This is a genomic window from Microbacterium sp. HA-8, assembly GCF_046111165.1.
In the GTDB taxonomy this organism is placed as follows: Bacteria; Actinomycetota; Actinomycetes; order Actinomycetales; family Microbacteriaceae; genus Microbacterium.
This window is the reverse complement of sequence record NZ_CP162025.1, coordinates 320,258-338,390: the sequence shown is the minus strand read 5'-3', so window position 1 is coordinate 338,390 and position 18,133 is coordinate 320,258. Positions and strand designations below refer to the sequence as shown.

Annotated in this window: 18 protein-coding genes; 9 read left to right on the top strand and 9 right to left on the bottom strand. The window is 69.1% G+C overall.

The window, feature by feature from the left end; translation table 11 throughout:
- Nucleotides 1-60: 60 nt before the first annotated feature.
- Complete coding sequence (locus AB2L57_RS01575) at nucleotides 61-786, bottom strand: hypothetical protein (protein WP_100812158.1); 726 nt, start codon at nucleotides 784-786, stop codon at nucleotides 61-63.
- The gene (locus tag AB2L57_RS01570) at nucleotides 783-1,181 is read right to left on the bottom strand and encodes a hypothetical protein (RefSeq protein ID WP_198519601.1); all 399 of its coding nucleotides are present in this window, start codon (nucleotides 1,179-1,181) and stop codon (nucleotides 783-785) included. The genes AB2L57_RS01575 and AB2L57_RS01570 overlap by 4 nt, the downstream gene beginning before the upstream one ends.
- Before the next feature lie 198 nt (nucleotides 1,182-1,379).
- On the opposite strand from AB2L57_RS01570, the gene AB2L57_RS01565 reads away from it, so the two are divergent.
- A complete protein-coding gene (locus tag AB2L57_RS01565) occupies nucleotides 1,380-2,018 on the top strand; it encodes an SOS response-associated peptidase family protein (protein ID WP_100812159.1) in 639 nt (212 codons plus the stop codon).
- 126 nt (nucleotides 2,019-2,144) lie between these two features.
- Here AB2L57_RS01565 and AB2L57_RS01560 read toward each other — a convergent pair whose 3' ends face one another.
- Complete coding sequence (locus AB2L57_RS01560; protein ID WP_409047904.1) at nucleotides 2,145-2,957, bottom strand: hypothetical protein; 813 nt, start codon at nucleotides 2,955-2,957, stop codon at nucleotides 2,145-2,147.
- A gap of 80 nt (nucleotides 2,958-3,037) precedes the next feature.
- Between AB2L57_RS01560 and AB2L57_RS01555 the strand changes: the two genes are divergently transcribed.
- The 8 genes from AB2L57_RS01555 to AB2L57_RS01520 are packed head-to-tail and all read left to right on the top strand — an operon-like array spanning nucleotide 3,038 to nucleotide 10,894.
- Nucleotides 3,038-3,349 (top strand): DUF6112 family protein, encoded by a 312-nt coding sequence (locus AB2L57_RS01555; protein WP_100812197.1) that lies wholly within the window; start codon nucleotides 3,038-3,040, stop codon nucleotides 3,347-3,349.
- 22 nt (nucleotides 3,350-3,371) lie between these two features.
- Nucleotides 3,372-4,715 (top strand): conjugal transfer protein TrbL, encoded by a 1,344-nt coding sequence (locus AB2L57_RS01550; RefSeq protein WP_103663369.1) that lies wholly within the window; start codon nucleotides 3,372-3,374, stop codon nucleotides 4,713-4,715.
- A 54-nt stretch (nucleotides 4,716-4,769) separates the two neighbouring features.
- Nucleotides 4,770-6,182: an SCO6880 family protein gene (locus AB2L57_RS01545; protein WP_100812408.1), complete on the top strand. Its 1,413-nt coding sequence runs from the start codon at nucleotides 4,770-4,772 to the stop codon at nucleotides 6,180-6,182.
- Nucleotides 6,167-7,618, top strand: a complete 1,452-nt coding sequence (locus tag AB2L57_RS01540; protein ID WP_374935780.1) for an ATP-binding protein — start codon at nucleotides 6,167-6,169, stop codon at nucleotides 7,616-7,618. The genes AB2L57_RS01545 and AB2L57_RS01540 overlap by 16 nt, the downstream gene beginning before the upstream one ends.
- A gap of 45 nt (nucleotides 7,619-7,663) precedes the next feature.
- Entirely contained in the window at nucleotides 7,664-8,137 is a 474-nt protein-coding gene (locus tag AB2L57_RS01535; RefSeq protein ID WP_146048051.1) for a hypothetical protein, read from the top strand.
- A complete protein-coding gene (locus AB2L57_RS01530; protein ID WP_409047903.1) occupies nucleotides 8,137-9,948 on the top strand; it encodes a type IV secretory system conjugative DNA transfer family protein in 1,812 nt (603 codons plus the stop codon). The genes AB2L57_RS01535 and AB2L57_RS01530 overlap by 1 nt, the downstream gene beginning before the upstream one ends.
- A 5-nt stretch (nucleotides 9,949-9,953) precedes the next feature.
- Complete coding sequence (locus AB2L57_RS01525; protein WP_100812200.1) at nucleotides 9,954-10,358, top strand: hypothetical protein; 405 nt, start codon at nucleotides 9,954-9,956, stop codon at nucleotides 10,356-10,358.
- Nucleotides 10,355-10,894: a hypothetical protein gene (locus AB2L57_RS01520; RefSeq protein WP_100812201.1), complete on the top strand. Its 540-nt coding sequence runs from the start codon at nucleotides 10,355-10,357 to the stop codon at nucleotides 10,892-10,894. Before AB2L57_RS01525 ends, AB2L57_RS01520 begins: the two co-directional genes overlap by 4 nt.
- 15 nt (nucleotides 10,895-10,909) lie before the next feature.
- Here AB2L57_RS01520 and AB2L57_RS01515 read toward each other — a convergent pair whose 3' ends face one another.
- The 6 genes from AB2L57_RS01515 to AB2L57_RS01490 all read right to left on the bottom strand — a co-directional run bounded on the left by AB2L57_RS01515 (nucleotide 10,910) and on the right by AB2L57_RS01490 (nucleotide 18,127).
- Complete coding sequence (locus tag AB2L57_RS01515) at nucleotides 10,910-11,308, bottom strand: hypothetical protein (RefSeq protein WP_100812202.1); 399 nt, start codon at nucleotides 11,306-11,308, stop codon at nucleotides 10,910-10,912.
- 172 nt (nucleotides 11,309-11,480) lie between these two features.
- Nucleotides 11,481-15,275, bottom strand: a complete 3,795-nt coding sequence (mobF, locus tag AB2L57_RS01510) for a MobF family relaxase (RefSeq protein WP_146048052.1) — start codon at nucleotides 15,273-15,275, stop codon at nucleotides 11,481-11,483.
- A 43-nt stretch (nucleotides 15,276-15,318) separates the two neighbouring features.
- Entirely contained in the window at nucleotides 15,319-16,371 is a 1,053-nt protein-coding gene (locus tag AB2L57_RS01505; protein ID WP_100812203.1) for a hypothetical protein, read from the bottom strand.
- A gap of 66 nt (nucleotides 16,372-16,437) precedes the next feature.
- A complete protein-coding gene (locus AB2L57_RS01500) occupies nucleotides 16,438-16,722 on the bottom strand; it encodes a hypothetical protein (RefSeq protein ID WP_100812204.1) in 285 nt (94 codons plus the stop codon).
- On the bottom strand, nucleotides 16,719-17,705 hold the full coding sequence (locus tag AB2L57_RS01495) for a site-specific integrase (RefSeq protein ID WP_232711327.1): 987 nt from the start codon (nucleotides 17,703-17,705) through the stop codon (nucleotides 16,719-16,721). Before AB2L57_RS01495 ends, AB2L57_RS01500 begins: the two co-directional genes overlap by 4 nt.
- Before the next feature lie 206 nt (nucleotides 17,706-17,911).
- The gene (locus tag AB2L57_RS01490; protein ID WP_100812410.1) at nucleotides 17,912-18,127 is read right to left on the bottom strand and encodes an AlpA family transcriptional regulator; all 216 of its coding nucleotides are present in this window, start codon (nucleotides 18,125-18,127) and stop codon (nucleotides 17,912-17,914) included.
- Nucleotides 18,128-18,133: the final 6 nt, after the last annotated feature.

Genomic DNA, 18,133 nt, shown 5'->3' with positions numbered 1-18,133 from the left:
CCCAACTCAGATGTCACCTACCGGTGCGGCAGACCCAAACGGGCAGGCGGCGAGGTCGCGTCAGACATCGTGCCAGCGCAGGCCGAGTCGACTGAAGGCGTCGAGCAGATCGGGCGTGTCGGCCGCCACACGCTCGGTGTCGCTGAAGGATGTCAGGTGGCTGGTGTGGACGTCGTCGTCGGCACGTTCGAAGACAGCCCACACGCGGATGTCGTCACCGTGCCGGGAGCGGAACTCGACGCCGTCCACGAGGTCCCGGCGGTCCTCTCCCGGCAGGTCGTACATCCATCGAGCGATCGCCTGGGTGAGGACGCGTGCACTCGCGTCCTTCAGCAGAGCGGCGTCGACCTGGTCTGGCGCGATGCCGTAGACCGGGAACGGGAACTGCGGCGCGAGAGTCGCAATAGTGCGTGAGTGGGTGATGAAGCAGTACCGGCCGCGCTGATGGGCGGAGCCGTAGATTCGCCCGGTGAGCCACTCGTAGCCGACCTCGCCGGGCGCGGCCTCGGGGAAGGCGGAGATGGTGCCGTCATCTTCGATGTCGTCGAGCTCGCTCAGAAGCACATCGTGGGGTCGGAAGTGGGCGAGCAGCTCGAGAAAGCATCCCAGCAAGCTGTCGGTCGTGTAGAGGCTTCGGAACTCCCCGCGCGGATCATCCCAGCGCCCGTCGAACAGACCGTGGGCGGTGGCGTACCGCCACGGGGTCCACTCCCACGGATCGGGTTCGTATCCGACACGCCACACTATGCCTGGGTCGTGCGTGATCTGCAGTGTCGGCGCGGTCATCCGAGAACGGCGAACCGCTTCGCAGCGGCAAGCACTCGGCGGGCGCCGTCCAGCGCGTCACCCTCGCGCAGCACCGTCGCGGGGGCGTCATCGCGCAGCATCGGGTTCATTCCCTTGAACCACGACTGCACGGTGACCACGTCGAATCGCTCCCGTAGCAACGCGGCCGCGTGATACGCGCTGCGCAGCCGGTCACGGTCCTGCTCGCTAGGCTCACCACGCCCCTCCGCCCACGCCGACACCGACCGCGCCGCCTTCACGCCGCCGATGTACGCGACCAGGCGCACACCGAGGATCTCGCGCAACTGAGCCACTAGCTGGTCGAACGGCAGCCGAATCGAGTCTTCGTACGCGCGGAGGCCTGGCCGCTGGTCCGAGTCTGTCGTGGTGCTCATGTGCCGATCCTACTCCCGACCAGGGAAAAGGACAGCACAAATGTCCATTGCAATGGTGGATGAAATACAATGAGAAATGCCTCTGTCGGTGTGTTGGATGAACTCGGCACAGTCTTCCGGCAGCGCGCGACAAGAGGACAGCGGCGAAGCAGTCGACGGCTGCGGCGGTGTGGGCGGGCTGCAACTACGGTTAGGACCATGTGCGCCAGCTACGGGCTTGACCCGCGCTTCAAGGACGCCGACGACATCCTTGCCGGCGATGTGGAGCTCCTCGACAATCTGCGATCCTGGGCCGTTCACAATGGCGGGCAGACGCTGCTTCCCACCGGGAAGAACCTGCGCAACGTGAATCCGATCGTGCAGGAGCGCGACGGCTACCGCGCCGTCGAACTGGCCTGGTGGGGATACCTCGTCAAGGGGCAGCCGGCGAATTTCCCCTCCATCAACACCCGCTCCGAGCGGCTCATGGAGCGAACGGCACCGCTTCCCGCGCGTGCGGTCGTGCCGGCGACCACCTGGTTCGAGATGCAGAAGCCAAGCCGGCAATGGTTTCAATTCGAGGGCGCGGACCTTGAGCTGCTCGCCATGGCCGCCGTGACGCAGCCGGGGCGCACTGCAGACGGCACAGCGTTCACCTGCTACTCCATCGTGATGCGTCCCGCACCGGACATGCTCTTGAGCGTGCACGACCGCATGCCGTTGCTGATTCCTGCGACGTTCCTCGCGGAGTGGCTCGCAAGCGACGCGCCATCGCGCGATGTCGTGGAGATCGCGGTCGTCGAGTCCGATCGTGTCCTGCGCGGCGTTACTGCGCAGGCAATCGCGGCGCGTCCCTGACTCGCGACAAAGGGGGGCGCCTGCGCGATGCTGGGCGGGCGCAGCTCCTGCCTGCCCGGGACGGTGCCGGCCGTTCACCATCCGCGCCGACCGACATTCTGGTGCGCAGCTGGCCTCCCGCTACGGTCAGAACGACATCCCCCGCCCTGGCCCGAACGGTGTGCGCAGCGGATCGGTGAACGGGTCCATGCCCACGACCTCTTGCCTGCCGGGGCGGGATCTCAGTCCACTCTTGGCACGCGCAGGTCCCTGCTGCGGTTCCTCGGGCGCGCCACTCTCGGCCAGGGAGCGGCCGGCGGGGTCGTCCTGCTCGCGCAGGAGCGAGACATGGCTACGGAAGGGGTTGTAGGTCAGTGTGTAAGCGCCGTTCGTCGCGGAGCGTTCGAGTTGTCCGCGACGCGGCGCGTCGGTAGATGTGCCCCTCAGCGAGGCCGCCTCGGTGGTCTGCGCGCCACGGTCATACCCTGCAAACTCTTCAATGGCTGCATCCGTGCCCGCGTGGCTGATCAGGTCCAGGACCTCCTCAGCCTTCCCGCCATCGAGGAACACCACTCTGACCAGGCGCCGCGCCGGTGGAGGCGTCGGATCTGCGGGGACTTCGTGCCAGGCGATGCGGACAGAGTGCTGAGATGCGGAATCCAGCCGGGATTGCACCTCGCCCAGCAGGATTCCCGCCCGTCGCAGCTCGTCGGCGGTGGCGAGCGCCGCCTGCGCCCCGGCGAGATGATCGCCCGTGTCGTCATGAGCGGTGGCGCGGAAGCGGGCGTGGATTGCGACGAGCTGATCAAGCACCTGCTGCAGCGACCGTACCCGCCCCAGCAGATCCCCGGTCACGGCGTAGGTCTCGCCGGGCTGCAGGATGTCGCGGGTCGCGTGCGCCAGGCCTCGCAATGCAGCGGACGCCTCGAATCGGGGTGCCTCCTCCTGCGTTCGGCGCACGTCGGATAGGGATGGGCGTTCCCACTGGGCTGGTGGGACGCGTTCGCGTTCCTTCATGACGTCTCTGAGGGAGCATGGTGTTGCCTGATCTCCTCCTGCCGATCCTGCTGGCTGTGCCTGCCGATATCGGTGTCACCCCGAATGACAGCGGCCTGCCGGGCATCGCTCAGCTGCGGACGATCGTCGGGGCGGTTATGACGATCGGGCTCGTGCTGTCGGTGCTGGCGCTGATCTGCGCGGCGATCGTGTGGGGGCTCGGCTCGTTCAGCTCGAATCCGCACCTCGCCTCGCGGGGCAAGACCGGCGTGCTCGTCGCCTGCATTGCCGCGCTGGTGACGGGCGCCTCGGTGACGTTCGTCACGTTCGCCTGGAACGTCGGCCAGGCGATCTGAGCGTGGACGGAGGACCTGCCGGATGTCTGTCTGTGATGCCCCCGTCATCTCTGCCGTCTGCGATGCGGCGACAGCGGCGGCGGGAGCCGTGGGCGGGTCGGTCATCGAGGGCACGTTCGCGTGGGTGGCCGCCGCCACCGGCGCCGCGGCGGCCTGGATGTTCGAGGCCGTCTGGACGCTGTTCGACACGACGACTCTGGTTGACGTCACCGCACCGCACTATGTCCGCATCTACAACATCCTGTTCGGTATCGCCGTGCTGGTGATGATCATCTTCTTCCTCTTCCAGCTCATCACGGGGCTGGTGCGACGAGAACCGGGCGCGCTGGCACGCGCCGCGCTGGGTTTGGCGAAGTCCGTGCTGGGCAGCTTCCTCGTCCTAACGGTAACGGCGACGCTGCTGGAGATCGTCGACCAGCTCAGCATCGGGATCATCCAGGCCAGCGGCCACACCATCGAGGAGATGGGCGGGCGAATCGCTTTGCTGTTGGCAGGGCTTGGCACCCTCAGCATCCCCGCCCCCGGGGCGGCGATCATCGTGACGATCTTCCTGGCTGCCATGGCGATCGCAGCGGCAGGGATCGTGTGGTTCTCGCTGCTGATCCGCAAGAGCCTGCTGCTGGTTGCGATCGTCCTGGCGCCGCTGGCGCTGGCGGGCGGCGCGTGGGAGTTCACCCGCGGATGGGTGTCCAAATGGGCGCTGTTCGTCGTCGCGCTGATCTTCTCCAAGCTGGTCATGACGGTCGTCTTCCTCGTCGCGGTCGGGCAGATGGGCGCCCCGATCGATCTCGATCTCGCCTCTCTGGCCGAACCCGTCTCGGGAATCGTGTTGATGCTCATTGCGGGGTTCGCCCCCTACCTGGTCTACAAGTTGGTCGCCTTCGTCGGCTTTGACCTGTATACGGCTACAGCCACGGAGCAGGAGGCAAAGCAGGCGGTGAACCGGCCGATCCCGATCCCGCACCTGCCGCAGACGCTGCCGCAGCGGGGGTCGAGTGAGTCTCCGGCGCCGGCGCCGCGACCAGCGGCGCCGACGGAAGGGGCTCCCGTCGGGGGTGCGGGGACTCCCCCGGCGCGCGGCGGGGGAGCGGCGCAGAGCGGCGGCTCGGCGGCGCCCGGCACAGCGCCCGCGTCGGGCGGCGCGGGCGCGACGGGGGGCGCCGGCGCCGCAGGCGGGGCGGGAGCAGCCGCGGGTCCGATCGGGGCGGGCGCGGCGGCCGCGATCGGAGTGGCGCGAGCGACCGCAGATGCGGGCCGCTCCGTCGGCGCCCACGTCGGAGCGGATGCGACGGGGCACGCGGATGCCGCCGATCGTCCGTCCGCTCCCGTCCCGCCGCCACCTCGCGCGGACGTGCGCGGTGTATAGGCCACGGGAGGAGCTTCGGTGAGCGAGCAGACGTCGGTGCTCTCCCCCGTGAGCATGTCCCGGTTGCGCAAGCGCAGCGTGATCCTGGGGCTGTCGGCCGGGCAGGTGGTGGTGCTGGCGACCGGCGGGGTGGTTTTGCTGGCTGCCCTGTATGTTGCCGGGGGTGCCGGGGTGGCCTGGACCTCACCGGTCTGGGGACTGGCGCTGGGTCTGGCGTACGCGCCGATCGCGGGCCGCCCAGCCGTCGAATGGGCGCCCACCGTCGCACATTGGGCGCTTCGACGCGCCGCCGGTCAGACCCGATTCCGTCGACAGATCACCCGGCCGAGCCGACTGGGCCAGCTGTCGCTGCCCGGAGACGGAGCACGGCTCCGGCACATTCAGGATCAGGTAACAGGGTGCGCGATGATCCACGACCCTTACGCGTCGACCCTGACCGCGACGCTGACCATCTCGTATCCGAGCTTCGTGCTGCTGGACCCTGCCGATCAGGAACGTCGGGTCCGCGGCTGGGGACGGGTGCTCGCAGGCCTGTGCCGATCCCCCAGGATCGCCCACCTCCAGGTCCTGGAGCGCACGGTGCCCGACACCGGGTCAGGGCTTGCCGCGTGGTGGGCAGAGCACGGTGTCGACGACGGCTCCTGGGTCGCCGGCGTGTATCGCGACCTGATGGCCGACGCCGGCCCCACCGGAGAACGACACGTCGCGACGATCTCCCTGGCAATCGACCTTCGCACAGCCGCGCGGGCGGTCCGTGGCGCCGGCGGCGGACTGAAGGGGGCAGCGACGGTGCTACGTCAGGAGATGTCGGCGCTGAGCACCGGTCTGCGCGCCGCCGACCTGCAGCCAGGGCGATGGTGCACCCCTGGCGAGGTGGCCGAGATCATCCGGGCCGCGTACGACCCCGCCGCGACCGTAGTGCTGGATCAGCATCCTGTAGGCCGTGACCTGGCCACGGCCGGACCGCTCGCGATCGACGAGGAGTGGGACCACTTCCGCAGTGACTCGGCCTATCACGCGGTGTACTGGATCTCCGAGTGGCCTCGCGCCCAGACCTACCCCGGGTTCCTCGGCCCGCTGATTCTGACAAGCGGGGTACGGCGCAGCTTCACTCTGCTGGTCGACCCGATCCCCGCGCACGTCGCTGCCCGGCAGATCCGCAAGCGCAAGACCGGTCACTTGGCCGACTCCGCGCAGCGCGCGCGTATCGGACAGCTCGAGGACGCCGCCGCGACTGCCGAGTACGCCGACACGCTGCAGCAGGAGGCGGAGCTCATCGAAGGGCATGGGGCCCTGCGCTACACCGGCCTGGTCGCGGTCTCCAGCGGTTCCCGCGAAGAGCTCGAGGCCGCCTGCGCGGCGGTCGAGCAAGCAGCGCTGCAGTCCTCCTGCGAACTGCGGCGTCTTGCGGGACAGCAGGCGCAGGCGTTCACTGCCGCCGCCCTGCCCTTCTGCCGTGGTCTCTAGCCAGCAACCCCCGCGCGAACAGCGAAGACACGACCAAGCAACTCCGCTCGACGAAAGGCGACACATTGAAGTCACCCGCCAGCACACGCACCCCCGTCAGTGTCCGAGCGGAACGCGCAGACACCGACCTGCAGGACGACGTCCCGCCGCGCGGCGGCCAAGCGGCACCGCGGTCGCTGCGGATGTGGCGCCCGCTTCGGATACCGGCCCACCAGGACACCTCAGCGCGAGTCCGGGGCGTCTACCCCTTTCTCGCCGAAGGCAACCTGCCCACGGCAGGGGTGTACGTCGGCCGGGACCTGTACTCGGGCGGAGCGTTCGTGTACGACCCGTGGGTGCTCTATGCCGCCGGAGTCATCACAGCACCGAACCTGGTGATCGCCGGGATCGTCGGGGCCGGCAAGTCCGCCCTGATCAAGTCCCTGTACACCCGCAGCATCCCGTTCGGGCGAAAGGTGTACGTCCCCGGGGACCCGAAGGGCGAGCACTCGGCGATCGCCGAAGCCGTCGGCGGGAAGGCCATCATCCTCGGCCACGGGCTGCGAACCCGCCTGAACCCGCTTGACTCCGGTCCACGCCCCGCCGGGATCTCAGAGCCCGAATGGGAAGCGATGGTCGGCGCGCGCCGCCTCGACCTGGTCGGAGCGCTCGCCGAGACCATGCTCACCCGTCCCCTTACCCCGATCGAACACACTGTCATCGACCGCGCCCTCAACCAAGTGGTCGCGCAGGCCGAGACGCCGATCCTGCCCATGATCGTCGACCGCATCCTCGAGCCTGGCCCCGAGCAGGACGCACGTCTCGCCGATGACGGACGCATGGTCGGTCACGCGCTACGCCGCCTAGTCTCCGGGGACTTGCAAGGCATCTTCGACGGCCCCTCCACCGTGACCTTCGATCCTGCGCTGCCAATGCTCTCCCTGGACCTGTCACGCGTGGCGAACAGCGACGCACTGGTTTCGGTGCTGATGACCTGCGCCAGCGCATGGATGGAAGCGGCGCTTCTCGACCCAGCGGGCGGCCATCGGTGGGTCATCTACGACGAAGCGTGGCGGCTGATGTCGCAACCGGCGCTGCTGCGCCGCATGGACGCGCAGTGGCGACTGGCACGGCACTTCGGCATCGCCAACGCCCTGCTGTTCCACAAGCTCTCCGATCTGGACACCGTCGGCGACGCCGGGTCGGCTATGCGCGCCGTCGCCGCCAGCCTGCTCGCCAATACGGAGACCCAGATCATCTACCGGCAGGGAGCCGATCAAGTAGGCCCCACGACGCTCGCCCTCGGACTGACCAGGACCGAACGGCAACTGCTGCCCACACTCGGAGTCGGCCAGGGGCTGTGGCGGATAAAGGGGCACGCCCGCGTCATCGAACATCACCTCCACCCCGAGGAGATGCGGGCCTTCAACACCTCGAACAGGATGACCGGCCCCTAACAGGCAGACCGACCTCTTCACATCATCGAACACTCAGGAGTCTCCATGAAGCGCCGACGCCGCAGCTACGTTCCGGTTCCCAGCTCACCGCCAGCCCCAACGGAGCTCGAGGTGTTCATGCTCGGGGCGGATCTCGGGGTACTGCGCAGAAACAACATCACCGTGCCCGGCGGGTACATCACTCGCGCGGAGCTGCCCGCTCGCCTATCGGAGCTGGTCTCGGCCGAAGGCGCACCGACATCCGTCGTGATCATCGAACCCGACGGCACACGCCACTCCGACATCCTTCATCCGCCCACAGGGGACATCAATACGTCGTTCGACACCGACGTGCCCGGAGATCCTCTCCTGCACGGCGGCGGATTCCTGCCCGGCGAGGAAGTGCAGCTGCTCCGCCTCGTGTCCGCGACCCGCGCAGACGCTGACGGGCATGCCAGCGCGGGCGCCCACTACGGAGAGGTCAGTCTGCTGTACGGTGCGATCTCCGGCACGGTCGTCCGCGACCCGGGGAGCATCTGATGGTCTCAGGGGGGAGTGCGCCCGGCGGGGAGACCCTCACCAACGTGGCGTTGGGGACCGTGGCAGTCGTGGTCGCTGGCGCGGGGATGCTGCGCCTCGCGGTCATCGTGTGCTGCTGGATCCAACAGCTCCCCAACCCCCCGGCAGGGATAGAGGCGTCCGCGGCGATCATCCGCACCCCCTGGCATCCTGGTGGCGCGGTCGGAGTGCCCGCGCTGAGTCCTGTCCTGTACTGGGTCATCGTCGCCGTCATGGTGGCAGTGGCGACCGGCGCCTGCTACCTCGCGTGGCGGCTACTGCGTTCAACCTCCCGATCAGATCCCCGCCGCATGATCGGAACAGCAACACGGCACGACATCACCGGTGCCGCATCGGCGCAGGCGCTGCGCACACGGAGCCGCACGCTGCGCCCGTCGCTCACGCACCCACGCCCCCGGGACGTCGGATACCTCATCGGATACGCCCGCGGCCTGCCGCTGTGGGCCAGCGTCGAAGACTCGATCCTCGTGCTCGGACCGCCCCGGTCCGGGAAGGGGGTCAACATCGTCGTCAACGCCATCCTGGACGCGCCCGGCGCAGTGATCACGACCTCCACCCGGCCCGACAACCTCACCACCACCCTCCGTGCCCGTCGACACCAGGGGCCGGTCGCCGTGTTCGACCCGCAGCAGATCGCGCCCGGACTGCCCTCCGGTCTGCGCTGGTCCCCCGTGCGGGGCTGCCAGGACCCGCTCACCGCGATGACCCGGGCACGCGGGCTCGCCGCGTCCACCGGGTTCGGCGGGGTCGAGAACGGCGACTTCTGGGAGGGCAAGGCGAGAGTTGCGATCCAGAGCCTGCTGCACGCCGCCGCACTCGACGGCCGCGATGCGTCGCACCTGCAATCGTGGGCGCTCAGCCCCGCCGCCGCCCAGGACGCGGTGCGCATCCTGCAGGCCCACCCGTCCGCCGCCCAGGGATGGGCGGATGGCCTGGACTCGATGCTGCAGTCCGATCCCCGCACCCGCGACTCCATCTGGCAGGGAGTAGCGCTCGCGTTCGCCGCCCTGGCCGACCCCCGGGTACTGAACACGGTCACACCCAGCGCCGGCGACGAATTCGACCCCGCCCGGTTCCTCGACGAGCGGGGCACGCTGTACATCCTCGCGGCCGGCGCGAGCGCCGGAACGGCCGCGCCGCTGGTCGCGGCGTTCATCGAGGACCTCGTCGAGGTCGCCCGGAAACGGGCCGCCGCATCCCCGGGCGCGCGGCTGGACCCGCCGCTGCTGCTGGCCCTGGATGAGATCGGAAACCTCGCACCGCTGCCGTCACTGCCGACGTTGATGGCGGACGGCGGCGGCACCGGCATCACCACGATGCCGGTGCTGCAGTCCCTCGCCCAGGCGCGCAGCAAATGGGGTGAGCACCAGGCCGCGGCGATCTGGGACGCCGCGATCGTGAAGATCCTGCTCGGCGGGGCCTCCTCACCGCGAGACCTCGAGGACGTGTCCGCGCTGATCGGAGAACACGACGAGACGACGGATTCGGTCAGCAGCGACCGGCACGGCGGACGATCGGTGAGCTGGTCCACCCGGCGGGTCAGGATTCTGCCACCCAGCGTGCTGCGCACCCTGCCAACCGGGGTCGGGGTCGTGCTGCTGCGCACCGTCCCCGCAATCGTCGCCACACTGCGCCCCTGGATGTCCCGACCGGACGCGAAGCAACTCCACCACGATCGCGCCGCCACCGAGGCCGCCATCGGGTCCCCGGAGGCGGCGGACCCGCGATTCGGCTCGCACACCTCCTCTGTGCACCCGATGGAAGGACCGTGAGAATCATGTCTCTGCGCACATCGACCGGAATCAGCGGATTCGTCGTCTCCGACCCGGTGCTCTCGCACACTCTGGAGCGGGCGCGGCTGTACTTCCGATTCGGGCAGGAGCGGCTCGGCGCCGGCCCGACTGGCGAACGCGAGTACGAGTACGGGGACATGGTGCTGTTCGGCCACGCGGCCGAGACCGGATACGAACACCTCCGGAAAGGCGACCGATTCACCGCGGAGGGAAGGCTGCGCACCGACGAGGAGACCGGGCGCTCCCAGTTCATCGCCGCCAGCATCGGACCCAACGGACAGAACCGGCACATCCGCATCCTGCACCGTCCTGCTGCCACCCGCGACCCGGCGATCTCGGACGCGCAGGAAGGCCCCGTGCGAGCGGTGGACCCGGTGACGCGCGGATGAGCGCGGGGCCGCCGAAGGGGCAACCACCGCTGGACGGGTTCGACGACCTGGATGCCGATCTCAGCGACCTGCTGGGGTCCGCGTTCCGTCCCGTGAACTGGCTGACTCTCACCGGCGAGGAGGCAGCGGAGGCATGGGAGGACCTCGACAGCTGGGTGGACTGGCTTCGGCACGAATACGGCCTCCCCGCCGGGATCATCCCGCCGTGCTGGCATCTTCACCCCGAGCTCCTCTGGGAACTGTCCGCGCTGCAGCGGGCATGGCTGACGAACTACGACCCGCAGCACAACGCGGACGGCCCGCTGACATGGCATCGGCAGTATGCCGAGGCGCGGGACCGCCTGCGGGAATGGACGACCACCGCGGGGTGCAAGCTCGACCGGCACCGCCGCACCCGGCAGACCAGCTGGCCGGGTGAAGCGCCCCTGCCGGAGATCATCGACGAGGTCATCGCGAACCGGACGGAGAGCTTCCGCGCCCACGTGCGGGACGACATCGCCCAACGCAGCCACGTCGCCGGCAACTCCGGGGATTAGCCCCGCCACGCGAGTCTATGCAGCGGACAGCGGGCTCGCGGTGCGTTCCGTCGTCGGGCCGAGTTCACCAGTCGACTCGGCGCCGCCCGTCCGGGAGACGCGGCACTCTCGCCAGCGGGCCGCGAGGAGGCGAGCGGTGGCGACCGGGACCAGCACGGCGAATCTCGCCGCGTTGTACAGCGCCACGAGCAGCACGAGATGCCACACGCTCGGTCCGCCCTGTGCGGCAAGCGTCCCTGCCAGTAGCGCGATCGCACCGTAGGCGAGGACTCCGGCCGCGCCGACCGGCAACGCCCAGCGGTAGCCCGTGCGGGTGAGGACGCGTCGGATCACAAGGTTGCTCGGTGTGAAACGGTGGACCGCGGTGACGATTCTCACGGCGACCGCCGTCGCGGCCAGAACGATGACGAACATGGGGACTCCCGGACAACCTCACGGTTGCGTTCGGTGCGCCACGCCCACGCGGGGCTTTCATCATCGCGGACCGTAAGTCCAGACCCGGACCAAAGCGTCCAGGTTGCTCGCACTGCGACCAGGATACTCCCCCTGCTCCGACGCCTGCCGGAGCGGCAGGCGTGTAGGTCGGTCACGACCAGACGCTGCCGGGTGACTCGCGGGTCGCGGGTGCGGCCGGCTCCGGTGTGGATGAGGATCCGCGGGCCAGGAGTTGCGCCCGGTCGCGGGCGTCGCGGGCGTGGTCGCGGTCGGACAGCCGCGTCCAGTCCCCGCTCCCGCCACTGTCGATTGCGTCTGGTGCGTCGATCCCGTATCGGTCTCGATAGGCAGCGACCGTCCCCGCCAGCGTGAACCACGCGCGGCGCGAGTGGACGTCGTAGGGCGGGGAGCCCAATTCGTGGATCCATCGTTCCTGGTTGCGGAGCGCCCGGTCGACCAGCGCGCGGCCACGCCGCCGCATCAGCGACTCTCGCTCTTGCAGTGCGAGGCGCATCTCCGCGTCCGCCCCGGCAACTGCCTGGGGAACCATTCCGACGATCCACCCCCGTCCACGCGCCCGTGGGTTGCCCGATTCCTGCAGGGCGTCTCGGAGCCGAGATGTCAGCACCGCCCCGGCGTCCTCGGAGCCGGTCAGCGGCCGACTCCTGATGGCTGCGGCGAGCAACACGTCGATGTCCTGGCCGGCGGCCTCGGCGCGCCACAGGATCGAGGTGAGCACGCCGAATGATTCTGAGTCGATCATCTGCGCGATCGCCGGGGCCGGGATGCTGCACCGGTGCAGGAGTTCGATCCACCGGTCGTGTTGTGCGCGCTGTGCGATCGTCTCGTATTCGCTGGCGATCTGGGCGATGGACCCGGCGGCTTCCTGTTCGTCGATGATCGTCTCGTGCGCGGAGCGCTCCGCGCCCACGTGGCGAACGACGCTTGCCAGCACATCGAGCGCGGTCATCTCTTCCGGCTGCTTCTGGTGTTCCTCCAGGTGGGGCTGGTCGGTTGCGACGTAGCAGGTGTTGCGCTGGCGGCCCCGACTCATGGAAACATAGAAGGTCTCTCGGGTCATTGCGCTGGAGTGCACCACGCAGTGCCCGGTGTCCAGGGTGATGCCCTGTGCGCGGTGCCCGGTGATCGCGTAGGCCAGCTCAACGTGTTCGGCGACATAGTCGCTGGGCAGCGTGACGATACCGCCATGAGAGCGTCCTACGCGCCGAACGGTGAGGGAGCCGTCGCGGCGGTGCCGCATCACGACCCATCGGTCGCCGTTCTTGACCCACCCGGATCTGCCGGTGCGCAGTCGGCGGTCGTTTCGGCGGGTGAGGATCTCGTCCCCACGGCCGGCTTGGCTTCCGCCGGCGAGGGTGACGCCGTCGGCGGAGACCTCGTCCGCGAGGATCCGGTCAGCGCGGGCGCGCTCGTTGAGTGCGGAGACGGTGTCGCCGGTCTCGGCGATGAGGGCTGTTGTGACGCCGGCGACCCGGTCGGCGTGCCAGGCGCGATACGCGGCCTCCAGCATGTCCTCGAGGTCGCCCCCGTGGATCCGGTCGTGCGCCGCGTAGGTGGGCAGGACCTCCACGTCCCCCATCCGCAAACCGAGGGAGGCATCCTTCTCCCAGACGTGTGCGAACCGGTGCACGGTCGTCAGTTCCGGTGGCGCGGCGCGGTCACGGACGAGCATCCCGAACGCGCCGCCGGACTCGATCGCCGAGAGCTGCGCCCAGTCCCCTGCCAGCAGCACCTTCGCACCCACCTCGCGGGCGTGCCGGGTGATCGCCTCCAGAGCCATGGTGCCTACAAGCGATGCCTCATCGACGATCATCAGGTCGCCCTGTCGCAGGGTCCACGCCTGGATCCCGTCATCAAGCACCCTTATTCTGCGTCTGGCGGCCGCGGTGAGCCGGGGGGCGAGGTTGGGCGAGTCCCACCGGGTCCGTTCCTCCAGCGTGTCCGCAAGGACCGGGGACATCGTCGCGATGCGACCACGCCAGCTCCGGGCCATCCACGGTCGCGCGCTGAGTGCGCCGACCCACTCGAGGAGACGGTCTCGTTCGGCGATCCGCGCAGGCGTCTGCCGGTGCTCGTGCAGCCATTTCGCCGTGTTGTCCGTGGGGATTCCGAGGTCTTCAGCGAGCACGTCCGCAGCGACGGAGGACGGTGCGACGCCGGCGACCGTGCCCTCGCCCTGATGCGCTTCCCACGCGCGCCGGAGCCCGCCGAGGGTGGTCGTCTTCCCGGTGCCGGCCGGGCCGACCAGCACATCGAGGACCCGGCCGGACGCCGCGATCGCAGCGATCGCCCCATGCTGCTCCCGGGAGAGCGGCGCTGAGGCTCGGGCCTGCGCGGATCGTTGGATGACATCCGCGGGGAGAGCGGGGCCGGTCATCTCGCTGGCCCATTCGCGCAGTGTGTCCTCGGCGGCCAGCAGCGCCGTGGAGGAGTAGATCGTGCCGGCCTTCTCCCGGAAGACGCTGCCGCCGTCCGGGCGTCGGAACGGGGTGGGGCTGGATGCGAGCTCTGGGGGTGTCAGCCGCAGGGAACGGCTTTCGGCACGGTCCACGATCTCGTCCAGGATCGCGGTGCGGTCTTGGGCGGTGGCGAAGCGCAACGGGAGAGTCACCCGAGCCGCCTCCGCCCAGAGGTTCCAGCGTCGCCACGTCGAGCGACGATCGCCGACGCCGGCGAGCACCTCGATACCGGCGGCATCCAGGTCCGCCGACGATAGGTCGTCGCGATGCAGGAGTCTCGTCGCTTCTTGGGCGGCGATCAGCTGCCGTGCCCACCCGGTGGCGTCGGTACCCAGCGTCTTTGTCGCGCGTTCCCGCCATCTCGCGGTGAGTTCCTGCAGGGAGTGCGAGTTCTTCAGGGGGCGGGTCTCCAGGGTGGCCTGCTGCCGCAGCTTGATGATCTGCACACGGCCCGGCTGCCGGCCGTGCGCCTCCACGAACTCCGCACGGAGCTGCTCGTGCCGCTCGTCGATGTCGAGGCTGCGGGTGCTGAAATCTCGCATGAGATCCTCCGGGATCCCGCTGATCTCCCACCCCGGATTGCGATCTCGGCCGCGGTCTCGCGATTCCCATCCCACCCCGAGGATGGCCGTGAGCTTGTCGGCGAGGAGCGCGTTGTAGGTCTCCGACAGTGCCACGACCGACGCGTGCAGGGGCCTGCCGTCCAGGCTGCGCCACTTCCCGTCGTGGGCGGCCTGCGCGCGGTTCCCGATGACGACATGGGTGTGCAGCTGCGGGTCGGAGGAGCGCGAGTCGTAGTGATCGAACGCGACGGCGATCACCCCCCGCACCTCGACCTGCGCCACCGCTCCGCGCGGGCCGCGCGCTCCGACCCGGGTCATCGCGACGCGCGCCTCGACGAGGCGAAGGACGTCGCCGACCGCGTCATGGTGCGCCTGCGCGATCAGCGCCTGGGTGCCCGCGTCGGCAACCGCCCACAGCGTGCTCACGCTCTTGGGAACGGAGGCCGTGAAGTCGAATCCGGCGACGGCGCGGCGGGTCTGCCGGGCGTTCTCCTCATTCTCGATCGCGACCAGCGCGGCCGCGCGGTCCTCCTCCGACAGTGTTGCGGGCAGTTTCCTGCCACGCGCCCGCACCCGGTCTCGCATGCCGGCGAAGGAACGGTACGGCCGTCCCAGCTGCGCGCCGCTGTTCGGGTCCTGCCCCGCCCCGAGGAAGCGCTTGAGCTGTTCCTCGGTCACCTCGTCGCCGACGCGGGTCGTCGCGGACGGGAGGCCAGCAACTCCGGAGCCGGCCCACTGACCGGGCGGGGTGCCCTTCTCCTGGTAGTACCGGGTCAGCGGTTCGGTGACGTCGCGGTCGCCGTCGCCGGCGGCGACGGTCCGCAGCAGGTAGCGGTAGCCCTGCCCCGCGCTCATCACCCGCATCGAGACCGTCACCTGGACACGGTGTGCGCGCCTGGCCATGCCATGGGCAGACGGCCCCGGCTCCTCGCACAGCCGCCGGGTCCTAAGGTCTGATCCTCACCGGCACCCTGACGCGTGCGGCCGAGGAGTCGATGTACGCATCCGTGCCGTGCGTGGGGGCTGACGCGTCCTCGCGCAGCCGCCCCTGCGGGTCTGCACGTGCCCGCCGCACGGCGGCGATGGCGCGCCGGCGCACCTCGGTCTCGAGGTCGTACGGGTCCGCGCCGCGCGCCTGCCGAGCGCGGGAGTCCAGGGTCACCTCGTCTCGCAGTCGCTCGCCGTGCTCGACGAGGTAGTCGGGGACGATCTGGCGGCGCCGGGCGAGAGCGGATTTCCGCATCCACTCCTCGAGAAGCGGCCGGGGCGTCCTTTCGAAGTGCTGCATCAGCCGCCGCCGTTCGGAGACGAGACGGCGGCGCGTGAAGAACTCGGTCGCGGCGGCGAGATTCGCCGCCCGTTCCTCCTCAGAGGCCGGATGCAGCCGACGCGGGGGGAGCCCGGCTTGCTGGCGGCGTCGCTCCCGGCGCTTCCACTCCCGGTTGTACGCACGCGCCTTCTCGGCGGTCTCCGGGTTCGAGCGGTAGCGCCGCTGGTTCTCTCTGACCTTCTCCGGATTGGCTTGCTGCCATCGCCGCTGCTGTTGTCGCCGCTTGTCCGGATCGGCCAGCCTGCGCTCGCGGGCGTTCTGCAGAATCTGCTCCCGATTGCGGTAGTAGTAGGCCAGCTGCAGGGCGCGGACGCGCTCCCGATTATTCTCGACGTAGAGTCGCCGTTGTTCCCGCTTCTTATCGGGGTTGCGTTGCGCCCATTCGCGTGCGCGTTCGACGTCGCGACGTCGACGTTCGGCCTCCGCCGCCATCTTCTGACGTCGTTGCTCGGCTTCGGCCTTCATTCGCACACGCCGCTCGCGTTCGCGTTCGCGGCCCTTCGCGCGGATGCTCTCCCGATTTCTCTCGCGATAGTCACGGTAGTAGTCGGGGTGGGCCTCGTTCCACGCCTTCCTCGCCGCGGTGTCCCGTGCCTTGCGCTCCTCTGGGGAGACACGTCGACTGCGACGATCCTGATCGTCACTGGTTGCCCCAGACCTCTCCGTCATACCTGCTCCTCGTCATGTCCGGCCTCACCCCTTTAGGTGGGGCAGGTCAGACACGACGAGGGCGTGTCAGCGGTGCGTGCGCGGCTCAGAGAGAGCGATCAGGGCGGCGAACGCTTCCTGGCGGTGCGCAGACGGGTCGACGATCGCTAGGGGGATCAGCTCGCGGAGCGTTGCTCGCGCATCAGTAGAGAGGTCAGTGAGGGGGTACATGCACCATTCGACATCTTGGTCGACCTGGTAGGCCGGTTCGTCGAGACGCACTTCGGGGTAGTAGATGAATGCGGCCAGCGCGATGCGCTGCAGCGCATCGTCAACCTTCTCGCGATCGATCATCTGGTTCTTCGTGCTCATCGCGAGTCATCCTCCGCTCCCGAGGACGGCCCGAGCGACTCGAGGATGTCTGCCGTGACCGGATCCACGTGGTCGTCAGGCTCGACGTAGTGCGCCCGCGTGATGTCCGTGGAGGTGTGGCCGAGCATCTCGGCCGCCAACTCGAGCCCGCTCGCCCGATCCAGGACCGTCGCGACCGTACGCCGGAACGCATGCGGTGTCACCCCGTGTATACCGGCCGCCTCAAGGATCGTCCGGAGCCGCCGACGGATATTGTTCGGGATCAGCGGAGTGCCGTTTCGGCTGCAGAACAGCAGCGTGTCACCGTCGGCCGGTACCGCTGCCAGTCGCTGCCGTATCCCGGCCGCGGTGTAGCTGGGAACCGCGACTGTACGTCGAGACTTCGCCGTCTTGGGATGATCCTGCCGGAACGCGGGTCGGCCCTTCGGGCAGACGATCGTGCCGGTGATCTTCACCGTCGCCGGCACCACCGTAACATCCACGTCGCAGCGGCGGATCGCAAGCACCTCGCCGATGCGGGCGGAAGTCCCCAGCATCACCTCGATGATGATTCCGAGCTGGCCATCAGGACGCGGCCCCGGAAGACCCTCAGCGGTGCGCCAGCGACTCACCGCTGATCTGATCGCCTGGATCTGCGGGACTGTGAGGGCGAGGATCTCTGATACCGGCTTGCGCAATCGCGCCGCGCCGCTGACAGGATTCCGGGGGATCGCGTCGTACCGCACGGCCAAGCCCAATGCCAGGCTCAGCACGTTCTTGGCCTGCTTCGCGCGGCTGTAGCTGGTCTTCGCGCACGTCTTCAGGAACCGATCGACGCGACTGACGGTCACTTCCTTCAGCCGCAACTGCCCGAACGCCGGCAGCACCAGCTTGCGCATGTTCCACTCATAGAGGTCGCGCGTCTTCACCGCGATCCGTCCCTCCAGATCGAGGTCGTCCAGCCAGAGCTCAGCGAGATCGGCGAAGGGTGTGTCCGGCGTCAACTCTCCTGCGACTGCCGGGCGGCTGCGTTCCGTGAGCAGAACCTTGAGCCTCTGCTCGGCAGCCTTTCGACTCCGCCCGCTGGCCTGGACCTGCCGAAGCGCGCCGTCCTCATCGCGGTATCGAGTCCTGGCTCTGACTATGCCGTTCGCGCCAGTCCGGAAGCTGATCGTTCCGAATGTTCCAATGGGGGTTCGGGTACTCGACATCAGGGCTCACCGCCCGTCTCTCGTCGGGATCGGATCCATTCGTCGATGTCGGCAACGAAGAACATGACGCGCCGACCGACGCGGATCCCGGGCGGGCCCTTCCCGTCCACTCTCCAGTCGTAGATCGTCGCGATGGGGACGCCGAGATAGTCCGACAGTTCCCGGACGGACAGTAACGGCTCCAGCTGGACGGGGTGAGCCTGTTGAGTATCCATACCCAA

What these genes read in the sequence shown, in the direction of transcription:
- AB2L57_RS01490 (WP_100812410.1), bottom strand. Translation starts at nt 18,127, where the DNA reads ATGGATACTCAACAGGCTCACCCCGTCCAGCTGGAGCCGTTACTGTCC.
- AB2L57_RS01515 (WP_100812202.1), bottom strand. Translation starts at nt 11,308, where the DNA reads ATGTTCGTCATCGTTCTGGCCGCGACGGCGGTCGCCGTGAGAATCGTC.
- AB2L57_RS01525 (WP_100812200.1), top strand. Translation starts at nt 9,954, where the DNA reads ATGTCTCTGCGCACATCGACCGGAATCAGCGGATTCGTCGTCTCCGAC.
- AB2L57_RS01550 (WP_103663369.1), top strand. Translation starts at nt 3,372, where the DNA reads ATGTCTGTCTGTGATGCCCCCGTCATCTCTGCCGTCTGCGATGCGGCG.
- AB2L57_RS01545 (WP_100812408.1), top strand. Translation starts at nt 4,770, where the DNA reads ATGTCCCGGTTGCGCAAGCGCAGCGTGATCCTGGGGCTGTCGGCCGGG.
- AB2L57_RS01565 (WP_100812159.1), top strand. Translation starts at nt 1,380, where the DNA reads ATGTGCGCCAGCTACGGGCTTGACCCGCGCTTCAAGGACGCCGACGAC.
- AB2L57_RS01530 (WP_409047903.1), top strand. Translation starts at nt 8,137, where the DNA reads ATGGTCTCAGGGGGGAGTGCGCCCGGCGGGGAGACCCTCACCAACGTG.
- AB2L57_RS01570 (WP_198519601.1), bottom strand. Translation starts at nt 1,181, where the DNA reads ATGAGCACCACGACAGACTCGGACCAGCGGCCAGGCCTCCGCGCGTAC.
- AB2L57_RS01535 (WP_146048051.1), top strand. Translation starts at nt 7,664, where the DNA reads ATGAAGCGCCGACGCCGCAGCTACGTTCCGGTTCCCAGCTCACCGCCA.
- mobF (WP_146048052.1), bottom strand. Translation starts at nt 15,275, where the DNA reads ATGGCCAGGCGCGCACACCGTGTCCAGGTGACGGTCTCGATGCGGGTG.
- AB2L57_RS01520 (WP_100812201.1), top strand. Translation starts at nt 10,355, where the DNA reads ATGAGCGCGGGGCCGCCGAAGGGGCAACCACCGCTGGACGGGTTCGAC.
- AB2L57_RS01575 (WP_100812158.1), bottom strand. Translation starts at nt 786, where the DNA reads ATGACCGCGCCGACACTGCAGATCACGCACGACCCAGGCATAGTGTGG.
- AB2L57_RS01505 (WP_100812203.1), bottom strand. Translation starts at nt 16,371, where the DNA reads ATGACGGAGAGGTCTGGGGCAACCAGTGACGATCAGGATCGTCGCAGT.
- AB2L57_RS01500 (WP_100812204.1), bottom strand. Translation starts at nt 16,722, where the DNA reads ATGAGCACGAAGAACCAGATGATCGATCGCGAGAAGGTTGACGATGCG.